Annotated in this window: 20 protein-coding genes and 1 other annotated feature; of the genes, 11 read left to right on the top strand and 9 right to left on the bottom strand. The window is 53.8% G+C overall.

Annotated elements, in window-relative coordinates:
* Positions 1-12: 12 nt before the first annotated feature.
* Positions 13-1,188, bottom strand: a complete 1,176-nt coding sequence (locus ACO0U8_RS05745; RefSeq protein WP_056771160.1) for an efflux RND transporter periplasmic adaptor subunit — start codon at positions 1,186-1,188, stop codon at positions 13-15.
* Positions 1,189-1,329: 141 nt separating this feature from the next.
* On the opposite strand from ACO0U8_RS05745, the gene acrR reads away from it, so the two are divergent.
* Together acrR and mscK are read left to right on the top strand one after the other, a co-directional pair.
* Entirely contained in the window at positions 1,330-1,977 is a 648-nt protein-coding gene (gene acrR, locus ACO0U8_RS05740) for a multidrug efflux transporter transcriptional repressor AcrR (RefSeq protein WP_056771163.1), read from the top strand.
* A gap of 165 nt (positions 1,978-2,142) precedes the next feature.
* Positions 2,143-5,538, top strand: a complete 3,396-nt coding sequence (gene mscK, locus ACO0U8_RS05735; protein WP_136376040.1) for a mechanosensitive channel MscK — start codon at positions 2,143-2,145, stop codon at positions 5,536-5,538.
* Positions 5,539-5,613: 75 nt separating this feature from the next.
* On the opposite strand, the gene rsmS is transcribed toward mscK, so the two are convergent.
* Both rsmS and priC read right to left on the bottom strand, forming a co-directional pair.
* Positions 5,614-5,787 carry a pleiotropic regulatory protein RsmS gene (gene rsmS / locus ACO0U8_RS05730; RefSeq protein ID WP_072158052.1) on the bottom strand — a complete coding sequence of 58 codons (174 nt, stop codon included), beginning with the start codon at positions 5,785-5,787 and terminating at the stop codon, positions 5,614-5,616.
* A gap of 95 nt (positions 5,788-5,882) precedes the next feature.
* Entirely contained in the window at positions 5,883-6,419 is a 537-nt protein-coding gene (gene priC / locus ACO0U8_RS05725; protein ID WP_421670439.1) for a primosomal replication protein PriC, read from the bottom strand.
* Between the two features lie 104 nt (positions 6,420-6,523).
* On the opposite strand from priC, the gene ACO0U8_RS05720 reads away from it, so the two are divergent.
* Positions 6,524-6,892: a DUF454 family protein gene (locus ACO0U8_RS05720; RefSeq protein WP_122095994.1), complete on the top strand. Its 369-nt coding sequence runs from the start codon at positions 6,524-6,526 to the stop codon at positions 6,890-6,892.
* A 184-nt stretch (positions 6,893-7,076) separates the two neighbouring features.
* Positions 7,077-7,628: an adenine phosphoribosyltransferase gene (apt, locus tag ACO0U8_RS05715; protein ID WP_056771179.1), complete on the top strand. Its 552-nt coding sequence runs from the start codon at positions 7,077-7,079 to the stop codon at positions 7,626-7,628.
* 62 nt (positions 7,629-7,690) lie between these two features.
* On the opposite strand, the gene ACO0U8_RS05710 is transcribed toward apt, so the two are convergent.
* The gene (locus tag ACO0U8_RS05710; RefSeq protein WP_421670438.1) at positions 7,691-9,754 is read right to left on the bottom strand and encodes an alpha-amylase; all 2,064 of its coding nucleotides are present in this window, start codon (positions 9,752-9,754) and stop codon (positions 7,691-7,693) included.
* Positions 9,755-10,075: 321 nt separating this feature from the next.
* On the opposite strand from ACO0U8_RS05710, the gene dnaX reads away from it, so the two are divergent.
* From dnaX to ACO0U8_RS05675, 7 genes are all read left to right on the top strand, one after another.
* Positions 10,076-12,055, top strand: a complete 1,980-nt coding sequence (gene dnaX / locus ACO0U8_RS05705; RefSeq protein WP_421670437.1) for a DNA polymerase III subunit gamma/tau — start codon at positions 10,076-10,078, stop codon at positions 12,053-12,055.
* Positions 11,388-11,452, top strand: a sequence feature (DnaX frameshifting element). (Overlaps the previous gene by 65 nt.)
* A gap of 41 nt (positions 12,056-12,096) precedes the next feature.
* Positions 12,097-12,426, top strand: coding sequence for a YbaB/EbfC family nucleoid-associated protein (locus ACO0U8_RS05700; protein ID WP_056771195.1), 330 nt, complete (start codon positions 12,097-12,099; stop codon positions 12,424-12,426).
* Positions 12,426-13,031 (top strand): recombination mediator RecR, encoded by a 606-nt coding sequence (recR, locus tag ACO0U8_RS05695; protein WP_056771197.1) that lies wholly within the window; start codon positions 12,426-12,428, stop codon positions 13,029-13,031. The genes ACO0U8_RS05700 and recR overlap by 1 nt, the downstream gene beginning before the upstream one ends.
* A 171-nt stretch (positions 13,032-13,202) precedes the next feature.
* A complete protein-coding gene (gene htpG / locus ACO0U8_RS05690) occupies positions 13,203-15,068 on the top strand; it encodes a molecular chaperone HtpG (RefSeq protein WP_056771993.1) in 1,866 nt (621 codons plus the stop codon).
* Positions 15,069-15,250: 182 nt separating this feature from the next.
* On the top strand, positions 15,251-15,895 hold the full coding sequence (gene adk / locus ACO0U8_RS05685) for an adenylate kinase (protein ID WP_056771200.1): 645 nt from the start codon (positions 15,251-15,253) through the stop codon (positions 15,893-15,895).
* 224 nt (positions 15,896-16,119) lie between these two features.
* A complete protein-coding gene (gene hemH, locus ACO0U8_RS05680; protein WP_056771203.1) occupies positions 16,120-17,082 on the top strand; it encodes a ferrochelatase in 963 nt (320 codons plus the stop codon).
* Positions 17,083-17,120: 38 nt separating this feature from the next.
* Entirely contained in the window at positions 17,121-18,440 is a 1,320-nt protein-coding gene (locus tag ACO0U8_RS05675; RefSeq protein ID WP_056771206.1) for an inosine/guanosine kinase, read from the top strand.
* Positions 18,441-18,477: 37 nt separating this feature from the next.
* On the opposite strand, the gene ACO0U8_RS05670 is transcribed toward ACO0U8_RS05675, so the two are convergent.
* The 5 genes from ACO0U8_RS05670 to ACO0U8_RS05650 form a co-directional block, all read right to left on the bottom strand.
* A complete protein-coding gene (locus ACO0U8_RS05670) occupies positions 18,478-19,713 on the bottom strand; it encodes a sensor domain-containing diguanylate cyclase (RefSeq protein WP_421670436.1) in 1,236 nt (411 codons plus the stop codon).
* A gap of 158 nt (positions 19,714-19,871) precedes the next feature.
* A complete protein-coding gene (ybaL, locus tag ACO0U8_RS05665) occupies positions 19,872-21,563 on the bottom strand; it encodes a YbaL family putative K(+) efflux transporter (RefSeq protein WP_056771213.1) in 1,692 nt (563 codons plus the stop codon).
* Positions 21,564-21,793: 230 nt separating this feature from the next.
* Positions 21,794-23,011: an MFS transporter gene (locus ACO0U8_RS05660; RefSeq protein ID WP_056771217.1), complete on the bottom strand. Its 1,218-nt coding sequence runs from the start codon at positions 23,009-23,011 to the stop codon at positions 21,794-21,796.
* 42 nt (positions 23,012-23,053) lie between these two features.
* Positions 23,054-23,533, bottom strand: coding sequence for a Cys-tRNA(Pro)/Cys-tRNA(Cys) deacylase YbaK (gene ybaK, locus ACO0U8_RS05655; RefSeq protein ID WP_414071471.1), 480 nt, complete (start codon positions 23,531-23,533; stop codon positions 23,054-23,056).
* 248 nt (positions 23,534-23,781) lie between these two features.
* Complete coding sequence (locus tag ACO0U8_RS05650; RefSeq protein ID WP_056771223.1) at positions 23,782-24,582, bottom strand: TraB/GumN family protein; 801 nt, start codon at positions 24,580-24,582, stop codon at positions 23,782-23,784.
* Between the last annotated feature and the right edge of the window lie 2 nt (positions 24,583-24,584).

Below are 24,584 nucleotides of genomic sequence, written 5' to 3'. Positions count from 1 at the left end.
TACCGGCTCCTATTAAGACTTCGTCGCTGTATCGGATGCAGCTGCTTTTTGATCAACTTCCTGTGCAGTAACCTGTACGCCCGGCTTAATTTTTTGCAGACCTGTTACGATGACTTTATCGCCACTTTTCAGGCCATCGGTCACAACCCATTTATCGCCGATTGCCTGTGTGGTCGTCACGGTACGAAGCTCAACTTTGTTGTCAGCACCAATCACCATCGCCGTTGCATCACCACGTGGGTTACGGGTAATACCTTGCTGAGGAACCAGCAGAGCGTTGTTGTTTACGCCTTCATCCAGACGCGCGCGCACAAACATACCTGGCAGCAGTGAGTCCTGTGGGTTCGGGAAGATGGCACGCAGCGTAATAGAGCCCGTGGTTTCATCAACAGTCACATCAGAGAATTCTAATGTACCCGCCTGTGAATATTCCTTACCGTTGTCCATCAGCAGTTTGACTTGTGCTTTACCGTTGGCTTGTTTCAGGGATCCGTCAGCCAGTTCCTGTTTCAGACGCAGGAAATCGTTGCTCGACTGAGTCACGTCAACGTAGATAGGATCGAGTTGTTGCACGGTCGCCAGCGCAGTCGCCTGACCGTTTGACACCAGGGCGCCTTCAGTGACAGACGAAATACCGATACGTCCGCTGATAGGGGAGGTGACTTTGGTGTAAGCCAGATTGATACGGGCGGTTTCGACGGCCGCTTTAGCACTGACCACGGCAGCATCAGCTTGCGCAGCGGTTGCGACTGCGGTGTCGTAATCCTGCTTACTGATGTAGTTGGTGCCGAGCAGAGGTTTGTAGCGATTCACGGTCACGCGGGAAATCTGTGCGTTGGCCTGAGCTTTAACCAGATCGCCTTTAGCGCTGTCATACGCGGCCTGATAAGTGGCTGGATCAATTTGATATAAAGAGGTGCCAGCTTTGACTTCGCTGCCTTCAACAAAGTTGCGTTTCAGAATGATACCGCCAACTTGCGGACGTACTTCAGCAATGCGGAAAGCAGCAGTACGACCTGGAAGTTCGGTAGTCACATTCAGCGGTTCAGTTTTCAGGGTAACGACGCCAACCTGCGGAGCATGGGGTGCGCCTTGTTGAGCTTCTTTATCGTTACATCCTGTAAGTGCTATGCTTCCGGATAGCATCAGAACTACCGCCAGAGGCGTTAACCCTCTGTTTTTGTTCATAAATAAACCTCAAGTGTCCGATTTCAAATTGTCCAATGGATCACAACATTCCAAATCCATTGCTGCGCTTTTAGTATGTGCATGCTATGTTACATACATTCAAGAATGTATGTAAATCAAACTCCCCTGAAAGATAAACCTATGGCACGAAAAACCAAATCACAGGCACTGGAAACCAGACAACAGATTCTGGATGCTGCTGTGCGAGAGTTTTCTGCCCGTGGGGTATCGTCGACATCACTGACTGATATTGCGAATGCAGCCGGTGTGACGCGGGGCGCAATTTATTGGCATTTCAGGAACAAAGTAGAACTGTTTAACGCGATTTGGGAAGCCTATGAATCCCGTATAAAAGTGCTCGAAGTAGAGTATCAGACAAAGTTTCCGAATAATCCACTGCGCATTTTGCGCGAAATCTTAATTTACATTCTTGTTTCTACGGTGACCGATACACAACGTAAAGCACTGATGGAGATTATATTCCATAAATGTGAATTTGTTGGGGAGATGACGTCGGTACACGAAGCGCGCAAATCACTTTATATGGAAGGGTACGGTAAAATTGAACGTATTCTGCTGCGCTGCATAGATGAAAAACAGTTGCCCGCCGAACTGGATACCCGCCAGGCGGCCATTATCCTGCGCGCTTACATCACGGGTCTGATGGAAAACTGGTTATTTATACCGGAAAGCTTTGATTTAGAAGCCAATGCCGGCAGATTCATCGATACCTATCTTGATATGCTTCGCCATTCCTCCTATCTCATTGCAACTAAAACGCCGCATTAATCATTTCTGTTAAAAATAATAAGCCTGCAATCTTTATCCTTTATTCTGCGTAAAATATCACCCATCGCATGTTGTATTCTGAAACGCTTTTCCCCTTCCTTTCGGACTGAAGGCTGCTATTGTCGTCACCATCTATTCATTCGGTAAATGAGTTGAAGTTTACGTATGTTGATCCGGTTTCTGACCGCACCTTCTGACCGCACATTAACCCGGAAAAAACACGGGATAATTCGTATTTATTCGCTCATTATGTGCGCAGCACTTTTACTTTTCTCGCTTCCTTCTCTGGCGGCAAGTAACGATGTTCCCTCCCGCAATGAAGTGCAAAACCAGCTCGATGCCCTTAACCGGCAAAAAAATCTCACGCCGGTTGATAAATTGTCACAACAGGATTTGATTCACACCCTCGAGTATCTTGATGCGCTGGATCGCGTGAAGCAGGATGCCACGCAATTGCATCAGCAGGTGACCGAAGCGCCGCAGAAATTGCGCGCAGCAATGGACGGGCTCGATCAACTCAAAAACAGCGCGAAAGACGACGTGAATAAAGCGCAGCTTTCTTCTCTGGCCCTGCGCCAGCTGGAGAACCGTCTTAACGATACCCTCGACGATCTTCAGTCTTCACAGGAAGATCTCTCGACGTTCAACACCCAGTTAATCTCGCTGCAAACCCAGCCGGAAAGGGTGCAGAACGCCATGTATTCCTATTCCATGGCCATTCAAAAAATCCGTAATCAGCTTAACGGGATGTCGCCAGGGCAGCAGGATTTACGTAATACGCAGCAAACCATGCTGGTGACTCAGCAGGCATTGCTGAATGCGCAGATTGATTTGCAACGTAAAAGTCTTGAAGCCAACACCACGTTGCAAGATTTACTGCAAAAACAACGTGATTACACCAATGCGCATATCAATCAGCTAGAACATACCGCTCAGTTATTACAGGAGGTGGTGAACGGTAAACGCCTGATCCTCTCCGAGCGCACCGCGAAAGAAGCCCAGACGCCGGACGACACCTCCAATATCCAGAACGACCCGCTGGTGGCGCAGGAGCTGGACATCAACCGCAAGCTGAGTGAGCGTCTGATTGCCGCGACCGAAGAGGGCAATCAGCTGGTTCAGAACAACATCACGGTGAAAAACTGGCTGGACCGTTCAGCGCAGGCGGAGCACGACCTGAAAGAACAGATTAACGTGCTAAAGGGCAGCCTCCTGTTGTCGCGCATCCTTTATCAGCAGCAGCAAAATACCATCCCGCCTTCAGGGCTGGTGACCGACATGAGTACGCGTATTGCAGATTTACGCCTCGAACAGTTCAAAATTAACCAGCAGCGTGATGCGCTGTTTCAGGGTGACAGCTACATTCAGGGCGTGGTCAGCAACAGTAAAGAAACCATTAATGAAGATATCAGCGACGCGTTGGACCAGATCGTCGATATGCGCCGTGAATTGCTGGATCAGCTGAATAAACAGCTCGGTAATCAGCTTTCGCTGGCGATTAATTTGCAGATTAATCAGCAGCAGTTGCTCAGCATCAACCAGTCTTTGACGGAAACGCTGACGCAGCAGATTTTCTGGGTAAGCAGTAATAAGCCGATGAACTGGGAGTTCATCAAATCGCTGCCCGGTGACGTCAAAAACCAGCTGAGCAGTCTGAGCATCAGCATTCCCCGTGGCGAGCTGATGCTGGGCGCGATTCACTCGTTGCCGGTGACCGTTCCGTTGCTGGTGGCGATCCTTGTGCTGCTTTGGCGAAGAAAATACATCAATCAGCGGATCGAAAGCCTGAGTAACGATGTCGGGCAGCTCAGGCGCGACAGCCAGATGCACACGCCGCAGGCGCTGTTGCTGATGGTGCTCAACGTGTTGCCGGGCGTATTGCTGATGCTCGGAGTTGGCTACTGGTTTTCGCAGTGCGATATCGCACTCAACGACTTCTTATGGACGCTCTCGCAGCGGCTGGCCGTTTTCCAGCTGGTGATGGGATTCTGTTATCGCATACTTAAACCCGGTGGAATCAATGAGCGCCACTTCGCGATGCCCGCGACGACGTGTGCGCATTACCGCCGCTCGGTGATCCGCCTGAGTCTGGTGATGTTGCCACTGATTTTCTGGTCGGTGCGTGGTGAAAAAGCGCCGCTCGGTCTGGTGGATGACATCATCGGGCAGGTGGTGATTTTCCTGACGCTTATTGCGCTGACGGTGCTGGTCTTTCCGATCGCGCGCGACGGCTGGCGGGATAAAGACTCACACAGCATTCGTCTGGTCATGGTGACGGCCATCGCGCTGGCGCCGGCTTTCCTCGTCGGGCTGGTGGTCACGGGGTATTTTTACACCACGCTGCGTCTGGCCGGGCGCTGGCTTGACAGCCTGTATCTGCTTATATTCTGGAACATTATCTACCTTACTGCGCTGCGCGGACTGAGCGTTGCGGCACGGCGTCTGGCGTACCGGCGTGCGCTGGCACGGCGTCAGACCACGGCGGTCAAAGACGGCGTGGAAGGGAATGAACCGGTCGAAGAACCTCCGCTTGGGCTGGATCAGATCAACCAGCAGTCATTGCGACTGACCACCATGGTGCTGTTCTTTATTTTCGCGTCAGTGTTCTATTGGATCTGGTCGGATTTACTGACGGTCATCTCTTATCTCGACAGTATTTCGCTGTGGCATTACTCCGGCACGGTCGCGGGCACGGTGACACAGCAAACCGTGACGCTGGGGAATTTACTGCTCGGCTTCCTGGCGGTGATTGTCGCTTATGTGCTCACGCGCAACTTACCGGGCTTGCTTGAAGTAGTGGTTCTCTCACGGTTGCAACTGCGGCAGGGCACCTCTTACGCGATTACGACGATCCTCACCTATTCGATCACGGTGATCGGTGCCGTGACTGCGCTCGGATCGCTCGGTGTCTCCTGGGACAAATTACAATGGCTGGTGGCCGCGCTGTCGGTCGGTCTTGGTTTCGGCTTACAGGAAATTTTCGCCAACTTCGTCTCCGGCCTGATCATCCTGTTTGAGCGCCCGGTACGTATCGGCGATACCGTGACTATCGGCAGCTTCTCCGGCACGGTGAGCCGGATCCGGATCCGCGCCACCACCATCACTGACTTTGATCGCAAAGAAGTGATTATTCCCAACAAAGCCTTCGTGACCGAAAGGCTGATCAACTGGTCGCTGACGGATACCGTGACCCGCGTGCTGATAAAAATCGGTGTGGCGTACGGGTCAGACCTCGACAAAGTGAAGGAGATTTTATTGCAGGCGGCGCATGAAAACCCGCGGGTAATGAACGATCCTTCGCCGCTGGTATTTTTCCTTAACTTCGGCGCAAGCACGCTGGATCATGAATTGCGCGTGTATGTCCGTGAATTGGGTGACCGCAGTTACACCGTCGATGAGCTGAACCGCAGCATTGATAAACTTTGCCGTGAAAACGGCATCAATATCGCCTTCAATCAGCTCGAAGTGTATTTGCATAATCAGGACGGTAATGAAATTCAGGAAGTGAAGCGGATGATGAGGCAGCCGGGAGATGAACCGGACGCGGTCACGCAAGGCTAGGGAGGGAGTGCAAATCAGGGGAAAGTATCAGATCCCCTGACCAGCAACAGGTCGGCGCTCAGCGAGGCTGACGGTTTACAGGTAACTCACGGAAAGCGAACTTTTGCTGTTTTTCAGCTTTTCCTGATAATCGCGCTGCACAATTTCCAGTGCGGCAAGGGCGGTTTCAGGGGCGATTTCATTGCACTCGAGCAGGTAAATCAGATCGACAGCAAGCTGAAGTTCGGGAGGCGCATTTTCTACTGACATATTGGCCAACATTATAATTAGCAGGTTTTGGACTTATCATTATAGATAACAAAAGGCCGGGTTAGCAGGCCGGATTAAAAAAATGTGATAAAGATTCAAAAACCTTTTTCCTGTCTTTCAATCTGACGCTCGATTTTTGCCAGCGCCTGGCGGCAACGCATAAGGCGTCCCTCTAATGCCGCCAGCTCCTTTTGTACGCGCTGCTGATCGCTGAACGTTGACAGTTGTCCCAGCGTCGTTTCCCGGTCCTCAATCATCGCAATCAGCCGACGCTCAAACTGCTGTGTTTCCGCCAGTTTGGTGTAGTTATCATGATTTTTACGTTCCGGGGTCTGATGCGTTTTCCGCAGGGTCTGGGTGGCGAGTTCGCGTTGCATGGCGGTGATTTGTGCCACCAGCCGCTCTGCGATAAAAGCCACCTGAGCGGAACGCTTTTCTGCCACTTCCTGATTCAGCTGACGCAAATTATTTTTGATTTCTGCCAGATAATCCCGCAGGCGTGTGCCTTTGGTGGAAAAAAGGGCGATATCGAAGCGCGCCTGCGTGGCGGAGACATGGCCGATAGGTTCAATTTCCCGCGACAGTGTTTCGATCTGCTGATCAAGGACATGTAAAATTCGTTCTGTGCTCACGGGAAATCTCCATTGATAGTTCGCAAATATGACAGCTTTGCCGCGTCAGTTTACACTGGCCGGAGCAATACTTGCCGTGGTTTATCCGAATTAAAAGGAATTGAATGAAACGCGTACTACTGATTATCGCTGGCTGGATCTGCGTGGTGCTGGCGACGCTGGGTGTGGTGCTGCCATTACTGCCCACCACACCGTTTCTTTTGCTGGCCGCCTGGTGTTTTGCCCGCTCGTCGCCGCGTTTTCATCACTGGCTGCTGCACCGTTCCTGGTTCGGTAGCTATCTGCGCCACTGGCAACAACATCGCGCATTGCCGAAAGGGGCAAAACCCAAAGCGGTTGCCCTGATTCTGGTCACTTTCGCCGTCTCGATATATTTCGTGCCGTTATTATGGGTGCGTATTTTATTGCTCTGCATGATGTTTATGCTGCTGTTTATGATGTGGCGATTACCAGTGGTTGACCTTGAGCAATAAAAAAGGCGATCATGTCCGGCTGCGGGTTGCTTTTTAAAGCGGCTTTGCATAGATTTGGGCATCTCGTACGTCGGTGCGCTCCCAATTTCCTTCCTTAGACGACATGCTTTTTACAGAGCATGACGGGGGACATTTGACCGCCCGCGTTTAAGTATGAACAGCAGCTATATCAGGCAATGACATTATGACCGCTACCGCACAGCAGCTTCAGTTTATTAAAGACAGTATTAAAACCATCCCTGACTACCCTAAGCCAGGCATACTGTTCCGCGACGTCACCAGCTTGCTGGAAGACCCGAAAGCGTACGCTGAAAGCATTAAATTACTGGCCGATCGTTACCGCGATGCCGGTGTCACCAAAGTGGTGGGCACCGAAGCACGTGGTTTCCTGTTTGGCGCCCCGGTGGCATTGGTTCTGGGCGTAGGCTTCGTGCCCGTGCGCAAACCGGGTAAATTACCGCGTGAAACCATCAGCGAAACCTACGATCTGGAATACGGCACTGACAGTCTGGAAATCCACGTGGATGCCATTCAGCCGGGCGAAAAAATTCTGGTGATCGACGATCTGCTGGCAACGGGTGGCACCATTGAAGCCACCGCGAAACTGATCCGCCGTCTGGGTGGGGAAGTGACCGATGCTGCTTTCATCATCAATCTGCCGGAACTGGGCGGTGAAAAACGCCTGAACTCCCTGAACATTCACTGTTACAGCCTGGTTTCTTTCGACGGGCATTGATTGATATAAACAGTTGATGTGAACTGGCCTCGCCGTTAACGCGAGGCCTTTTGCTTTCTGTGTTACTCTTTTCCGCTTTCTCCCGCCCAGACCACCATCACTTTATCGTCATTATGCTGACGGCTGAAGGCGTAATATTGCGCCGTCTGCTGCGATTTCTGTACCCCTGCGCCGACCGCCGGATGCCGCTCCCTGAATATGCCCAGCTTTTGCCAGTGCGTGAGCAGTGCCTGTTTCGCGCCGGTCAGCTCTTGCCAGTTCATGTCAGATCGCGTTCCCTGCAAAGGGTCCGAGCCCGTCGGGCCAGACTGTCGTCCGCTTTCGTCGCCGTAAAAGATCTGTACCGCGCCGGGTGCCAGCAGGAGCACATCGGCTGCGCGTTGCTGCAAAGACAGAGATCCTTTGGCATCAGCCGCAAAAAACAGCCGGGTATCATGGGATGAGAGATAACTCAGCACATTAACATCCTGCATTTTCTCTGCCATCTGCTGATAAGTTGCATCGATATTGGTAAAACAGCTCAGCGCCGCCGCGGCCTGATCCTGAAAATCAAAGTTAATCATTGCGTCAAAGCCATTGTCGTAATAATCACTTTTCATTACGCCGTGACCCCAGGCTTCACCGGTCATCCAGAATGGCGTGTCATCCAGCGCCTGGGACGGATTGGCGGCTTTCCACTGTTTCAGCGCTTCGGCTGAGCGGGCTTTGAGTAAGGCCAGCGTCGGTTTTTCCACGTGTTTAGCGGTATCGACACGGAATCCGTCAATGCCGTAATCCCGCACCCACTGGCTGAGCCAGGTCACCAGATAATCACGCGGCGTTGCCCCCGGAATTTCACGGGCGGCGGTATCAGGTTTGTGACGATAGAAAACGGGCAGGCCGCTGGCTTGTGTGGATTCGGTTTTGATATCCGGCAGGAACGCCAGCGACATGGTCAGATCGTCATAACCGGGTGAGTCATAATCGCCAATGTCGGTGCGGATCCATTTTTTGCCCCACCACGTGCTCCAGCCGTCTTTGTCACTGAAATTGATGTCATCATTAAAACTGTGCCAGTTCTGGCCGGGGCCGGGTTTCCAGTCGATCCAGTTTTTGCCGAGCGTTTTTTCGATGTCGTTGCCTTTCAGATATAACGAGCCGAAATGATAGGTTTGCATATCCGCCAGCGTGGCGTAGCCGGTGTGATTGACCACCACGTCAAACAGAATGCGGATCCCGCGCTTATGGGCCTCGCTGACCAGTTTTTGCAAGTCTTCGCCGGTGCCCATATTGGCGTCCAGTTTTGTCCAGTCGAGGGTGTAATAGCCGTGATAGGCATAATGCGGGAAATCGCCTTTAGTGCCACCGCCGACCCAGCCGTGGATCTGCTCCAGCGGAGAACTTATCCACAGCGCGTTCACGCCCAGTTGTTGCAGATAATCCAGCTTGCCGGTCAGCCCGGCCAGATCGCCGCCGTGGAAGGTGCCGATTTCCTGCATTCCGTCACTGTGACGGCCATAGCTGTGATCGTTATCCGGATTGCCGTTTACGAATCTGTCGGTCAGCACGAAATAGACAGTGGCGTTTTTCCAGCTAAAGGCAGCGGGTTTTTTGTGCTCCGCAGATTCGAGCAACAGCAGGCCGCCGCTGGCCGGATCGGGTGTCATCGTGATGTGACCGCCGGTGACCTGTGCGGTCTGGCCGGAATAAAAGTCGCGCACCGTTTCGCCGTCGGCAAATGTGCCGGAGACATCGACGTTCAGCGGTTTGCCATCCCATCGCGGACAGGTTTTTGTCACGGCGGCGACACTTTCCTGCACCGTTTTCAGGCTCAGCTGAAGCGTGGGGGTGCCGCTGCGGGTATCAATCCGCACCTGATAATCCCCTGCGCGGAACTGTTTCCAGCTAACCGGCGCATTGTTTTCACAGGGTTGCAGCGACAGCATCTCGTTAAGCTTTACCGCGCCGGTGGGTTGCCAGCACTGATTATCCTGATGTAATTCCAGTGCGCGCTGACCTTTGGGTAGCGCGGCGTGGCTGATGAATATTCCGCTCACCGGTTCGGCAAACGTGGGGAACCCTTGCAGCGTCCAGCTGTGGGCAGCAGGGGAAACGAGCAGTAATAACGGCAGTGTCAGGCGTTTCATGGCTCTCCTTACGCGGGGCAGGAAGCATTATCGGAACAGAGGTGAATTGAGTGTAATCAGTGCACAAAATTTGCCCTCATCCCCTGACGCGAATTATCAGGAGGAGGACGAAGGCGGAGAAACTGCGGCGCGCTGCGCAAAAAGTAAAGTAATAGGAATGATGGCGACCCTGCTGGTACACTAAGGAGTGGCAGTCTGGCTCCGGCATCATTATGCTGAGTCCTCAGTCTCCGTTTCGCAGACCAGCGCAGAAAGACGGGTTAAACGATGTTTTTTCGTGTATCGTCAAATTATTCATTATAAATCAACGATGAAGTGTTAATGAGCTATCAGGTTCTTGCCCGTAAGTGGCGCCCCCAAACTTTTGCCGACGTCGTCGGACAGGAACATGTGCTGACCGCACTGGCTAATGGCCTGTCGCTCGGGCGCATCCATCACGCCTACCTGTTTTCCGGTACCCGTGGCGTGGGGAAAACCACCATTGCCCGTCTGCTGGCGAAAGGACTGAACTGCGAAACCGGCATCACCTCCACGCCATGCGGCGTGTGTGACAACTGCCGCGAGATCGAACAGGGCCGTTTTGTTGATCTGATCGAAATCGACGCCGCCTCCCGGACGAAAGTCGAAGATACCCGCGAATTACTGGATAACGTTCAGTACGCGCCGGCCCGTGGCCGCTTCAAAGTCTATCTGATTGACGAAGTTCACATGCTCTCGCGTCACAGCTTTAATGCGCTGTTGAAAACGCTGGAAGAGCCGCCCGCGCACGTCAAATTCCTGCTGGCGACGACCGATCCGCAGAAATTACCGGTCACGATTTTATCGCGTTGTTTGCAGTTCCATCTGAAAGCGCTGGATCCGGAACAGATCCGCAAACAGCTCGAAAACGTATTAACTCAGGAAACCATTGCCACTGAACCGCGCGCGCTTCAGCTGCTTTCCCGTGCTGCCGACGGCAGTATGCGTGATGCACTGAGCCTGACCGATCAGGCCATCGCTATGGGGCAGGGCGCGGTGACCACCGAAACCGTGGCACAAATGCTCGGTACCCTCGACGACGAACAGCCGCTGGCGATGCTGGAAGCGCTGGTCAGCGCTGATGGCGGCCAGATGATGGCGCAGGTCGAGCAAGCTGCGTCCCGTGGTGTGGACTGGGAAAATCTGCTGGTAGAAACGCTGGCGCTGCTGCACCGCATTGCCATGGTTCAGCTGTTGCCGTCAGTGCTCGATAATCATTACGCGGCGATTGAACAACGCCTGCGTGAACTGGCGCGTGTCATTCCGCCGGCTGACGTCCAGCTTTATTACCAGACCTTACTGATTGGCCGTAAAGAGCTGGCGTACGCGCCGGACAAACGCATGGGCGTTGAAATGACGCTGCTGCGCGCGCTGGCCTTCCATCCGAAAGTGATCATTGCTGAACCGGCTCCGCAACCGGCCGCGGCACCTGCTTACGTTGCGCCGCAACCTCACGCACCCGCACAGCATGCCGCGCCGCGCGCCGCCACACCGCAGCAGCCGTCGCCGCAGCAGGGCCACAATGATTCGCCACCGCCGCACGGCGGCGCAGAACCGGCTTCGATGCCGGATTCCACCGCACAGCTGTTGCAGGCGCGAACACAATTACTCAGGCAGCAGGGGAGTACCACCCCAAAAAAAGCTGAGCCGGCAGCGCCAGGAAAAGCGCGGCCGGCAAACTCAGCACTGGAGCGCCTCGCTTCGGTGACTGAACGTGCGCAGACACAGGCCAGCGCGAAGAAAGAGCCCGCTGCGCCGGTCAAAGAAGAAGCGTACCGCTGGAAAGCGCTGACTGAGCCGGAAGAGTCCTCCGAACCAGTGGCCACGCCGAAAGCCTTGCGAACGGCTCTTGAGCATGAAAAATCGCCGGAACTGGCTTCCCGTCTGGCAGAAGAAGCGATTGAACGTGATGAATGGGCGGCCGAAATCAGCCGTCTGACCATTCCGAAACTGGTTCAGCAACTGGCGCTGAATTCGTACCGGAAACAGCCGGAACCGGGCAAAATCTGCCTGCACCTGCGTTCTTCGCAAAAGCATCTGAATTCGCCGTCCGCGCAGAAAGTGCTGGCGGAGGCCTTATCGGCGCTGCATCAGACACCGGTTGAACTCACCGTGCTGGAAGATGATAATCTGGCGGTGAAAACGCCGCTTGAGTGGCGACAGGCCATTTATGAAGAAAAACTGGCGCAGGCGCGTCAGTCAATTATTGCGGATAACAACATTCAGACACTGCGCCGGTTCTTCGACGCGGAGCTGGATGAAGAAAGTATCCGCCCAATTTAAACGCCGCGATTGTGACGCGGCCATTGCTGAGAGAGAAGACTATGTTTGGAAAAGGCGGCATTGGTAACCTGATGAAACAGGCCCAGCAAATGCAGGAAAAAATGCAACAGGCTCAGGCGGAAATCGCTCTGCTGGAAGTCACCGGTGAATCAGGCGCTGGCCTGGTAAAAATCACCATCAACGGTGCGCATAATGTGCGTCGCGTTGAAATCGATCCAAGCCTGCTGGAAGACGATAAAGACATGCTGGAAGATTTGATCGCTGCGGCGTTCAACGATGCTGCACGTCGTATCGAAGAAACTCAGAAAGAAAAAATGGCCGCCGTGTCTGGCGGCATGCAGTTGCCACCAGGCTTTAAGATGCCGTTCTGATGCAAACCAGCCCTCTCCTTGAATCTTTAATGGAGGCGTTGCGTTGCCTGCCGGGCGTTGGCCCGAAGTCTGCGCAACGTATGGCATTCCAGCTGCTGCAACGCGATCGCAGCGGCGGAATGCGGCTGGCGCAGTCTTTAACGCGTGCGATGTCTGAAATCGGCCACTGTGCCGATTGCCGTACGTTCACCGAGCAGGAAATCTGTACGATTTGCGCCAATCCACGGCGTAAAGAAAACGGCCAGATTTGCGTGGTGGAAAGCCCGGCAGACATTCACGCGATAGAACAAACCGGTCAGTTCTCTGGTCGCTATTTTGTGTTGATGGGTCACCTGTCACCGCTTGATGGCATCGGGCCGGACGACATTGGTCTGGGCCGTATGGAAGAGCGTCTTGAAAGTGAAAACATTCAGGAAGTGATCCTTGCGACTAACCCGACGGTCGAAGGTGAAGCGACGGCCAACTACATCGCTGAAATGTGCGGCCAGTACGGCGTGCTGGCGAGCCGTATCGCGCACGGTGTGCCGGTCGGTGGCGAACTGGATATGGTGGACGGCACCACGCTGTCACATTCCCTCGCCGGACGTAATCCCTTCAAGTTCTGACTGTTATGGATCGGGCGCAGCGCAGCGCGCCCGGTTTATTTTCTCCTGTCCTGCTGAATTTCTTCTAAATTATTTTGCCGCATGCTTGAAAACCCCCGTCCCTAACCCCACTTATTCCTCAACGTCTGATTTGGTCAATAACAGTATCTGGATTGAGGTAATTTGATGAGTATGAAAGGACAAGAGACACGCGGATTCCAGTCTGAAGTAAAACAACTTCTTCATCTGATGATCCATTCTCTGTATTCAAACAAAGAAATTTTCCTGCGTGAGTTAATCTCCAACGCTTCCGATGCGGCTGACAAACTGCGCTTTCGCGCGCTGTCCACGCCTGAGTTATATGAAGGCGATGGCGAACTGCACGTGCGTCTGGCGTTTGATAAAGAAAAACGCACCCTGACGCTGAGCGACAACGGTATCGGTATGAGCCGCGATGAAGTCATCGACAACCTCGGTACTATCGCCAAATCCGGCACCAAAGCTTTCCTGCAATCTGTCGGTTCTGAGCAGGCGAAAGACAGCCAGCTGATCGGCCAGTTTGGCGTCGGTTTCTACTCTGCCTTTATCGTGGCCGACAAAGTGACCGTGCGCACCCGTGCGGCCGGTGCCAGCGCCGACGAAGGCGTGTTCTGGGAATCTGCCGGTGAAGGTGAATATACCCTGGCGGATATCGAGAAAGCCGATCGGGGGACTGAAATCACCCTGCATCTGCGCGAAGATCAGGACGAATTCCTTGATGACTGGCGCGTGCGCTCCATCATCAGCAAATACTCTGACCATATTGCGTTGCCGGTTGAAGTTGAAACCCGTAACGAAGAAGACGGCACTGTCACCTGGGAACAAATCAACAAGGCACAGGCCCTGTGGACCCGTGGCAAGTCTGAAGTCACCGACGAAGAATACGTTGAGTTCTACAAACATATTTCCCATGACTTCAGTGATCCGCTGAGCTGGAGCCACAACCGCGTTGAAGGTAAGCAGGAATACACCAGCCTGCTGTACATCCCTTCACAGGCGCCGTGGGATATGTGGAACCGCGATCACAAGCACGGCCTGAAACTGTATGTTCAGCGTGTGTTTATCATGGACGAAGCCGAGCAGTTCATGCCGAACTACCTGCGTTTCGTGCGTGGTCTGATAGATTCCAACGATCTGCCGCTGAACGTGTCCCGTGAAATTCTTCAGGACAGCCGCATTACTCAGAACCTGCGCAGTGCGCTGACCAAACGTGTTCTGCAAATGCTGGAAAAACTGGCGAAAGACGACAACGAAAAATACCTGCAATTCTGGAAGCAGTTTGGTCTGGTATTGAAAGAAGGCCCGGCAGAAGACGGCGCGAACAAAGAAACCATCGCCAAACTGCTGCGTTTCGCCAGCACCCGCAACGACAGCAGCGAGCAGACTCTGTCGCTGGAAGAGTATGTGGCGGGCATGGTGGAAGGTCAGGACAAGATTTATTACATCACAGCCGACAGCTACGCCGCGGCGAAGAGCAGTCCGCATCTGGAACTGTTCCGTAAGAAAGGCATCGAAGTTCTGTTGCTGTCTGACCGCATCGACGAATGGATGATGAGCTATCTGACTGAGTTCGATGGCAAAGTCTTCCAGTCCGTCAGCAAGGCAGACGACACACTGGACAAACTGGCTGACGAAAGCGAAGAGCAGAAAGAAGCGGAAAAAGCGCTGGAGCCGTTCGTTGAGCGCGTGAAAACGCTGCTGGGTGAGCGTGTGAAAGAAGTGCGTCTGACGCACCGTCTGACCGATACGCCAGCCATCGTGACCACCGGTGCTGACGAGATGACCACGCAAATGGCCAAACTGTTTGCCGCTGCCGGTCAGGAAGCGCCTGAAGTGAAATACATCTTCGAGCTGAACCCTGAACATGCGCTGGTGAAACGTGCATCTGATGTGGCTGACGAAGACCAGTTCAGTGAGTGGATCGAACTGTTGCTGGATCAGGCGCTGTTCGCAGAACGCGGCACGCTGGAAGATCCAAACCTGTTTATTCGCCGTATGAATACGCTGTTGCAGGCGTAATTAGCTGAAATAAAACTGAAAAGGGCGTCGTGAAAACGAGGCCCTTTTTTTATGGTCGCCCCCAAATCAGCCGCGTTAACCCCAGTGCCCGTAGGGGTTGTTCCTTGAGCAAAAGCGCTCAGAATGGTATGGTTGACCGTTTTTCGAGATTCATAAAAATTACATGCAAGGGGATTTACGCAATGCGTATCATTCTGCTGGGCGCTCCGGGCGCAGGTAAGGGTACTCAGGCCCAATTCATCATGGAGAAATTTGGTATTCCTCAGATTTCTACCGGTGATATGTTGCGCGCCGCTGTGAAGGCCGGAAGTGAGCTCGGCAAGAAAGCAAAAGAGATTATGGACGCCGGTAAACTGGTGACGGACGAACTGGTTATCGCTCTGGTGAAAGAACGTATTCAGCAGGAAGATTGCCGTAACGGTTTCCTGTTAGACGGTTTCCCTCGCACCATTCCGCAGGCTGATGCCATGAAAGAAGCGGGCATCAAGGTCGATTACGTGCTGGAATTCGACGTACCTGACGAACTGATTGTGGATCGCATCGTCGGTCGTCGTGTACATCCGGGCTCTGGCCGTGTGTATCACATCCAGTACAATCCGCCAAAAGTGGAAGGTAAAGACGATGTGACCGGCGAAGACCTGATCACCCGTAAAGACGATCAGGAAGAAACCGTGCGTAAACGCCTGGTGGAATACCATGAGCTGACTGAGCCACTGGTGTCCTACTACGGTAAAGAAGCTGAAGCAGGCAACACCCGCTACGTCAAAATTGACGGCACCCAGCAGGTTTCTGCCGTGCGTGACGAACTCGCGGCTATCTTAAGCTGATTCCCGCTGCACCGGTTCTGTTAACGGGGTGACTTAGGTCGCCCCGTTTGTTTTTACGCCATCCCCGCCAGAAATAGTCACAATTCGCATTGATAGCCATTGCCGTTGTTCCGATCGCCTTTGTTTTCGTTACAATGACGTGCGCTTCTTCCTGAGCTACCGTAAACGGGAGCGCCCATGATTTTTCACTCTGGCTTCAACGCCATCAATTTAGGAAATTCAGCATGACGCAGACCAAATTCGGGGTCCTCCTGGTTAATCTCGGAACACCTGAAGCACCGACGCCTAAGGCCGTAAAAAAATACCTGGGTGAGTTTTTGAGTGATATCCGCGTCGTAGATACACCCCGCCTGCTCTGGTGGCCAATCCTGAATCTGGTGATTTTGCCTTTGCGTTCTCCGCGCGTATCCAAGCTGTACAAATCCGTGTGGATGGAAGAAGGCTCGCCGCTGATGGTTTTCAGCCGTCGACAGCAAAAAGCCCTGGCCGAGCGCCTGCCGGGTACGCCGGTTGAACTGGCGATGAGCTACGGCAAGCCGGGCATGAAAGATCCGATCGAAAAACTGCTGGCGCAGGGCGTGACCAAAATGGTGGTGCTGCCGCTGTATCCGCAATATTCCTGTTCCACCAGTGCCGCCGTTTTCGACGGCGTAGCGCGGGTGCTGAAATCACAGCGCCGTCTGCCTTCCCTGAGCTTTATTCGTGATTACGCCACCCATCCGGCCTACATCTCCGCGCTGAAAGCCAGTATCGAACGTTCTTTCGCGCAACATGGCGAACCGGACCGTCTGGTGTTGTCCTTCCACGGTATTCCAAAGCGTTTTGTGGCGGAAGGTGATGATTACGAACAGCGCTGCCGCGACACCGCGCAGGCGCTGACCGATGCGCTGCAACTGCCGACCGGCAAAATTATGCTGACTTTCCAGTCGCGCTTTGGCCGTGAACCGTGGCTGACGCCGTACACGGACGAAACCCTCAAAGGCCTTCCGGCTCAGGGCGTTAAGTCTATCCAGATTATCTGTCCCGGCTTCGCCTCGGATTGTCTGGAGACGCTGGAAGAGATCAAAGAAGAGAATCGTGAGATTTTTATGCATGCAGGCGGCGAGCGCTTCGAATATATTGACGCCTTAAACGACCAGCCGGAGCATATCGATCTGCTGCAACAACTGGTCACTCAGCACTTCTGATGGAAGGCTGAGCTTTTTGAATTTCCTGAGAACAAGCAATGAAATTTCCTGGTAAGCGTAAGTCAAAACACTATTTTCCGGTCAGCGCACGTGACCCTTTACTGCGCGATTCTATGCTGCAGGCGATGCAGCCGGAATCCGAGGGCGGGGCATCCTATATTGTTGGTATCGATCAGACGATGGTGGATATCGAAGCGCGCGTGGATGAAAGTTTTGTCGCCCGTTACGGTCTGACGCCCGGCGAGTCCAATATTCTTGATGATGACATGTCGGAAGCGCTTTACCAGGAACTGATGGCAAACGCGCTGATTACGCACCAGTTTGCAGGCGGCACCGTGGGCAATACGCTGCACAACTATTCCGTGCTGGCCGATGACCGCTCGGTTCTGCTGGGGGTGATGTGTAACAACGTCAGAATCGGTGATTACGCCTACCGCTACCTGTGCAACACCTCAAGCCGTGTAGATCTAAACTTCCTGCAGGGCGTCGATGGCGCGATCGGCCGATGCTTTACGCTTATCAGCGACACCGGCGAACGTACGTTTGCCATCAGTCCGGGCAAGATGAACGGACTGAAAGCCGAAAGCGTACCGGAAGACGTCATCGCCGGCGCCTCCGCGCTGCTGTTGACCTCATACCTGTTACGCAGCAAACCCGGCGAGCCTATTCCGCAAGCCACCATGCAGGCGATTGAGTACGCGAAAAAATATCATGTGCCGGTGGTACTAACGCTCGGGACGCAATATGTGATTGCAGATGATCCGCAGGCATGGCGCGATTTCCTGCGCGATCATGTCTCGATTCTGGCGATGAACGAAGATGAAGGATTTGCACTCACCGGCATGAAAGATCCGCTGATGGCCGCCGATAAGGCGCTGGACTGGGTCGATCTGGTGTTGTGTACCGCCGGGCCGAACGGCCTGTTTATGGCGAGTTATACCGAAGAAGCGTTCAAGCGTACCACGCAGCATCCCCTGCTGCCGGGGGCGATTGCCGAATTTAACCAATACGAATTCAGCCGTGCGATGCGCCGTGAATGTTGTGAGCAACCGCTGAAGATTTATTCCCACATCGCGCCTTACATGGGCGGCCCGGAAAAAATCATGAATACCAACGGGGCAGGCGATGGCGCGTTATCGGCGCTGTTGCATGACATTGCGGCGAACGGTTTTCACCGCACGTCCGTTCCCAATTCCAGCAAGCATTCGCGCGAGTATCTGACCTATTCCTCGCTGGCACAGGTGTGTAAATACGCCAACCGTGTGAGTTATCAGGTGCTTAACCAGCATTCACCGCGTCTGACGCGTGGCCTGCCGGAACGTGAAGACAGTCTGGAAGAGAGTTACTGGGAACGCTGAGTGAAGCGGGCGGGGTGACCCCCGTCCGGCTTTCTGATTATCCTGCCTGCACCTGATTACGGCCTGACGTTTTGGCGCGATACAGCGCGTCATCCACACGTTTAAACAGGCTGGTAAAGTCTTCCCCCGCTTCGTACTGCACCACGCCCACGCTGACAGTCAGCGCAGGCATTTCCGGCTGCGATAACTGCTGCACTCTTTCACGCAGGGCTTCGGCAACGATCATCGCGCCTTCGAGAGGCGTCAGCGGCAGCAAAATCAGGAACTCCTCACCGCCCCAGCGGAAGACCGTATCGCTTTCGCGGATCCCGGTTTCCAGCGTTCTGGCCAGCATCACCAGCGCATCATCGCCTTTGTTATGCCCGTACTGATCGTTGATCATTTTGAAATGATCGGCGTCCACCAGCATCAGGCTGAAATTGTGTGTCCGCTGCGGATTTTGCGTGCGCGCATTCTCCACCAGCTGCATGAACTGACGACGGTTGCCCAGCCCGGTGAGCGGATCACGAAGCGCTGCATGTTCCAGTTCCTGCTCAAGACGTTTTTGCTCAGTGATGTCGTGAATGATGCACAACATCAGCCGTACTGCGTTCAGTTCCACCGGCCCGGCATAGGTCTGGACGTGGCGCAAATTGCCGTCCGCCAGTTTATGCACGAACGTCAGCGGCTTATGCCCGCCGGGCAGTCGGGCAATTTCATGCATCACCGGCAGTACGTCCAGCCCCATCGCATTGATTTCCCAGGTGTGTTTCATGCAGATTTCGTCACGCGTATAGCCATAAAAACGGGTGGCGGCCTGATTGGCATCGACAATCTGCCCATTATTGGCGGGATCGATTAACAACATCGGGGCGCTGTTGGTCTGAAAGAAGCGCTCATAGAAACCACTTTCATCGCGGCGATAGCGTGTGTTGCTGGGAACGGGGACCGGAACATTGGCGGCGGACGTGTGGGCACCTTCGAACACAATGGCATATTCACTGCCATCAAGCGGTATCGAGGATAAGCGGCAGGTCAGCGGAAATGCGCGGCCTTCTTTGTGGATCGTCCAGATTTCGACAATCTGATCGCCTTTCGCCAGATTCGGCAAATAGGCATCGAGAGACTGGTGAGAATGAACGGAAAACTGGCCGTTACGCAGCGGCCCCAGCAGGCTGTTGCCTGCCAGCTTTCTGGCAGCGATATTGGCAAAAAGGATGTGCTGACTTTGCGCCGAAACAACCCAGATCGGCGTACTCAATATGTTTAACGTTTCCAGATGGGGTAACGACATTGCGACGACCGATCAATATTTGGCGTAACCACAGAATACCGCGAAATGATCTGATTTGGCGTTTTTTATGTTACAGAGATAAAAGGGAAAAAAACGGGCAATAAAAAGGGCGCAGCCGCAGGACTGCACCCCTGATTCATTACGTTGTTAAGGCGTCATCACACCGGACAAAATGGCCGTTTCTCGTCTTCGGTCATGATGTCGATTTGCAGCATACCCAGCATGCTGTTGGCGATCTCACGTTCGCCCATCACCACGCGATCGGCACCGCGTTCCAGAATGTAGGTCACTTCGTCATCGTAATGTGCACGGGCAATAATTTCGATATTTGGCCGTTTGGTACGGGCTGAAGCGACAATTTCTCCGGCTTCGTAACCGTTAGGAATGGTCACCAGCAGCCAGCGCGCGCAGTCGAGACGTGCCAGATCCATGATTTCCTGATTGGCGGCGTTGCCCAGCACCGTACTGATACCTTGTTCACGCAGCGCTTCAACGCGCGGGCGGGAGTTTTCAATCACCACCAGCGGAATACCGGCGGCCTGAAGTTTCTCACCGAGCAGGCTGCCGACGCGGCCATAGCCGACCAGCAGCGCGTGATTGCACAAATCGAACGGGATTTGTTTCTCGTCTTCTACCGCTTCTTCAACACTCTGATCTTCGATGGTTTCTGTTTTCGCCAGATATTTTTCCAGCAGCGTAAACAACAGCGGGTTAAACATTATCGACAATATGGCCCCCGCCAGCACCAGATTGCGGCCATGCTCGGAGAGCAGCCCCAGCGAAATCCCAAGGCCGGCAAGAATAAAGGCGAACTCACCAATCTGCGCCAGGCTGACGGAGATGGTCAGCGCAGTGCGTCTGGAGTGCCCGAACATCATCACCAGCAGGAAGGCAGCGATGGATTTACCGAATACGATAATCGCCAGGGTTGCGATCACCGTCAGCGGCTCGCGCACCAGAATCATCGGGTCGAACAACATGCCCACTGACACGAAGAACAGCACCGCAAAAGCGTCGCGCAGCGGCAGGGTGTCGTGCGCGGCACGCTGGCTCAGTTCGGATTCGTTCAGCACCATCCCGGCGAAGAAGGCACCGAGCGCGAACGAGACATCAAAGATTTCAACCGCGCCGTAAGCGATACCCAGCGCCAGCGCCAGAACCGACAGCGTGAACAGTTCGCGTGAACCGGTGCTGGCGGTTTTGGCCAGGATCCACGGTACCACGCGGCGTCCGACCACCATCATCAGCACCATAAACGCGATCACTTTACCGATAGTCACCGCCAGGCCGGTCAGCAGTTCCACCGGGCTGGAGTGATGACTTTCCAGCATACCGCTGAATGCTGGCAGCAGCACCAGCGTCAGCACCATCACTAAATCTTCAACAATCAGCCAGCCGATGGCGATTTGCCCGCGCTGACTTTCAATAAGTTGCCGTTCTTCCAGAGCGCGCAACAGCACCACGGTACTGGCGGTAGACAGGCAGAGCCCGAACACCAGCCCGGTGGCGAGATCCCAGCCCATAAGGTGTGATAACCCCATCCCAAGCAGCGTCGCTACCGCGATTTGCGCTACAGCGCCGGGAATGGCTATCGCCTTTACGGCCAGTAAATCTTTCAGAGAGAAATGCAGCCCGACGCCAAACATCAGCAAAATGACGCCAATTTCAGCCAGTTCGGGGGCAAGAGAGGTATCAGCAACGAAGCCAGGTGTGAAAGGTCCGGCCAGCACGCCCGCGGCGAGATAGCCAACCAGAGGAGAAATACGTAAACGATTGGCGATCATGCCAAAAAGAAAGGCCAGTACCAGGCCACCGACAATCGTGGTAATCAAGGGCGTAGAATGATGCATTCAGACTCCTTCTGGTGATGCACAAAGCAATGTGTTGCAGATTGTTTCTAAGTTTATGGTAAAAATCGTTCCGGCGTTGAGGAATTTTGGCCTTTTTTGCAGTAAATCCCCCGCAGACAACAAAAAAAATCCCAACGGATGATTTAAATGGGTTTTATCCGACAAAGCTCAAGGGGAGAAGGGATAAGAAGCCGCCGGCATTTGGGTTGCCGGCAGCGAAAGGCAGGCTATCAGGCGCGGTGATTTTCCAGATTCGGCAGGAATGCAGTGAATATCCCGAGCAACGGCAGGAAGGCACAAATCTGATACACCAGTTCAATGCTGGTGATGTCTGCCACATAGCCCAGTACCGCAGCGCCCAGACCGCCCATACCAAAGGCCAGCCCGAAGAACAGCCCGGAAACCATACCGACTTTTCCTGGCATTAACTCTTGTGCAAACACCAGAATCGCCGAAAACGCCGAGGCGAGGATCACGCCAATAATCACGCTCAGTACGCTGGTCCACATCAGGTTGGCGTGGGGCAAAAGTAGGGTAAATGGCGCGACGCCGAGAATTGACGCCCATATGACGTATTTGCGCCCAATCTTATCTCCCACCGGCCCGCCAATGATGGTGCCTGCTGCGACGGCAAACAGGAAAACAAACAGGTGAATCTGAGCACTTTGCACCGATACACCAAATTTATGGATCAGGTAGAAGGTGTAATAACTGCTGATACTGGTCAGGTAGAAATATTTTGAAAATACCAGTATCAGCAGAATGCCCAGCGACATTGCCACCGTTTTGCGGGGCAGGACGGTGATGTTCATTTTCACCGGCCCGCGCTTTTTGGCGATCTGATTCTGCTGGCGGTACCACTTGCTGATTTGCAGTAACACCACAATGCCCAGTAATGCCGCCAGTGAGAACCAGGCAACGTTGCCTTTACCGTAAGGCGCAATGATCAGCGCCGCCAGCAACGGCCCCAGGGAAGCCCCGAAATTTCCACCGACCTGGAACAGCGATTGCGCCAGGCCATGACGTCCGCCGGAAGCCATGCGCGCCACGCGGGAAGACTCAGGGTGGAAAACCGAGGAGCCGGTGCCGACCAGCGCGGCGGCCAGCAGAACCACCGGGAAACTCTGCGCGACAGCCAGCAACAGCAGGCCGGAGAGGGTGAACCCCATGCCGACGGGCAGGGAGTAGGGCTGCGGGTGTTTGTCGGTGTAATAACCGATCAGCGGTTGCAGCAAAGAAGCCGTAATCTGATAGGTCAGCGTGATCATGCCTATCTGGGTGAAGCTGAGCGAAAACTCATTTTGCAGCAACGGATAAATCGCGAGGATCAGCGACTGGATCATGTCATTAAGCAGATGAGAAACGCTGATCGCCGCCAGAATAGAAAACGCAGTCTTTTTGACTGCGTCTTTCTGCGGGCTGTCCGGCGTTGCCGTATTGTCGGTCATGGCGCGTAAACCTTAATGTTCTGTGCAGAGGGGGCTGGGAGATCAGTCGACTTTGGCGATCTCAGCAAACTGGCCTTTCAGTAACCGGCAAAGATCGCCTGCCGCCAGCTCAATATCAAGCCCGCGTTTACCGCCTGAAACATAAATGGTGGAAAATGTCTGCGCCGGACTGTCGATCACCGTCGGCAACAGTTTTTTCTGCCCGAGCGGGCTGATGCCGCCGACCAGATAACCGGTCACGCGCTGGGCGATGGCCGGATCCGCCATGTCGGCTTTTTTCGCCCCGAGGGCTTTCGCCACCTTTTTCAGATCCAGCATGGACGCCACCGGCGTTACCGCCACGGCCAGGTTTTTAGGGTCACCGTTCAGGGAAACCAGCAGGGTTTTGTAGACCTGACGCGCATCCAGCCCCAGCTTTTTCACCGCTTCATCGCCGAAGTGGGTTTCGTCGCTGCTGTGCTCATACGAATGAAGAGTGAAGCTGACTTTATTTTTTTCCAGAAGAAGTACCGCTGGGGTCATGATCTTTCATCTCTGATTACTTTTTTGTTCGAAAAATCGTCGGCAGTTCAATTCGATGAAATTTAACAATAAAGTATGATTATTAAGCGAGGGAGAAATAGTAGTGCAATGAATGGTTATTGCCAAGACCCAACACAGGTTGTTACCCTGTGCCCGCCGGTGTCGCGTCCGCGAGGGCAGGCACTGTAGCTATAAAAATAAAATGAAATTCCTCTTTGACTGGCCGGCCTTAAAACCCGGCCATTTTTTTATCCTTTCAGCAGCTCCGGCAGGTTCCCCTCGCCATACAAATGCAGCGCGCCGACGGCCACCACGTAATGCCCCGGCGGCAGTTCCAGCAGCAGTTGCTTCCAGCGAATATTTCGCTGATTCATCAGCACGTCGTAAAGATCGCCGCTGAAAGTGTTCGGCAGCTGATCTAACGCCATCACCGGTTTGGTATCCAGCCACCAGCTGATCATGGTTTGCAGCAGCCGGGCGTTGGTATGCCAGTGGGTCAGCGTATCTTCCAAAAGCCCCAGACCGTCGTCGGGAAGTTGCTGCAACAACGCGAACTGTTCCTGCGGCCCCTCCAGCTCAATGACCGGGGTGTTTTGCAGTTTGGCTTTTTGCAAAAGCTGGTAATCAATGCCGTAATTTCCGCGTAACCCGAGGCGCTGAGCCTGAGTGGCCTGCAACATCAGCGCGACCTGCCATGAGGGCAGCGGATTCAACGTCCACATCGAGACGCCCAGCTCTTCGCATAAGCGTTCGACGTGCAGATAGTGTGATTCAGGAAGGCGTTCGGCCAGCGGCGGAAACTCACCTGACATCGCAAAAGGAGACTCGGTGCCACTGATATCGGCCTCGACGATCAGCGCATCGGCTTTTTGCAGGCGGCGTAATAACTGCGCGGGCAAAGGCTGCATGTCCTGAGTGCCCATATGAATGCTGCCGACCAGATGTAAAAAACGGTTGCCGGGAAGCTGAATATCAAGGGCGGGATAGGAATACTCGACGGGGAACAGCCTGCGGAGCCAGCTGAATGCCTGATTGAAAAACTTCGCCATAT

Origin of the sequence: Rahnella sp. EDr1-12 (assembly GCF_049206505.1) — a bacterium.
GTDB lineage: Bacteria > Pseudomonadota > Gammaproteobacteria > Enterobacterales > Enterobacteriaceae > Rahnella > Rahnella rivi.
This window is presented reverse-complemented; position numbering and strand designations above follow the sequence as displayed.

What these genes read in the sequence shown, in the direction of transcription:
- dnaX (WP_421670437.1), top strand. Translation starts at nt 10,076, where the DNA reads ATGAGCTATCAGGTTCTTGCCCGTAAGTGGCGCCCCCAAACTTTTGCC.
- ybaK (WP_414071471.1), bottom strand. Translation starts at nt 23,533, where the DNA reads ATGACCCCAGCGGTACTTCTTCTGGAAAAAAATAAAGTCAGCTTCACT.
- acrR (WP_056771163.1), top strand. Translation starts at nt 1,330, where the DNA reads ATGGCACGAAAAACCAAATCACAGGCACTGGAAACCAGACAACAGATT.
- hemH (WP_056771203.1), top strand. Translation starts at nt 16,120, where the DNA reads ATGACGCAGACCAAATTCGGGGTCCTCCTGGTTAATCTCGGAACACCT.
- ACO0U8_RS05720 (WP_122095994.1), top strand. Translation starts at nt 6,524, where the DNA reads ATGAAACGCGTACTACTGATTATCGCTGGCTGGATCTGCGTGGTGCTG.
- mscK (WP_136376040.1), top strand. Translation starts at nt 2,143, where the DNA reads ATGTTGATCCGGTTTCTGACCGCACCTTCTGACCGCACATTAACCCGG.
- htpG (WP_056771993.1), top strand. Translation starts at nt 13,203, where the DNA reads ATGAAAGGACAAGAGACACGCGGATTCCAGTCTGAAGTAAAACAACTT.
- ACO0U8_RS05745 (WP_056771160.1), bottom strand. Translation starts at nt 1,188, where the DNA reads ATGAACAAAAACAGAGGGTTAACGCCTCTGGCGGTAGTTCTGATGCTA.
- ACO0U8_RS05660 (WP_056771217.1), bottom strand. Translation starts at nt 23,011, where the DNA reads ATGACCGACAATACGGCAACGCCGGACAGCCCGCAGAAAGACGCAGTC.
- apt (WP_056771179.1), top strand. Translation starts at nt 7,077, where the DNA reads ATGACCGCTACCGCACAGCAGCTTCAGTTTATTAAAGACAGTATTAAA.
- ACO0U8_RS05700 (WP_056771195.1), top strand. Translation starts at nt 12,097, where the DNA reads ATGTTTGGAAAAGGCGGCATTGGTAACCTGATGAAACAGGCCCAGCAA.
- ACO0U8_RS05675 (WP_056771206.1), top strand. Translation starts at nt 17,121, where the DNA reads ATGAAATTTCCTGGTAAGCGTAAGTCAAAACACTATTTTCCGGTCAGC.
- recR (WP_056771197.1), top strand. Translation starts at nt 12,426, where the DNA reads ATGCAAACCAGCCCTCTCCTTGAATCTTTAATGGAGGCGTTGCGTTGC.
- ACO0U8_RS05650 (WP_056771223.1), bottom strand. Translation starts at nt 24,582, where the DNA reads ATGGCGAAGTTTTTCAATCAGGCATTCAGCTGGCTCCGCAGGCTGTTC.
- ACO0U8_RS05670 (WP_421670436.1), bottom strand. Translation starts at nt 19,713, where the DNA reads ATGTCGTTACCCCATCTGGAAACGTTAAACATATTGAGTACGCCGATC.
- ACO0U8_RS05710 (WP_421670438.1), bottom strand. Translation starts at nt 9,754, where the DNA reads ATGAAACGCCTGACACTGCCGTTATTACTGCTCGTTTCCCCTGCTGCC.
- ybaL (WP_056771213.1), bottom strand. Translation starts at nt 21,563, where the DNA reads ATGCATCATTCTACGCCCTTGATTACCACGATTGTCGGTGGCCTGGTA.
- rsmS (WP_072158052.1), bottom strand. Translation starts at nt 5,787, where the DNA reads ATGTCAGTAGAAAATGCGCCTCCCGAACTTCAGCTTGCTGTCGATCTG.
- adk (WP_056771200.1), top strand. Translation starts at nt 15,251, where the DNA reads ATGCGTATCATTCTGCTGGGCGCTCCGGGCGCAGGTAAGGGTACTCAG.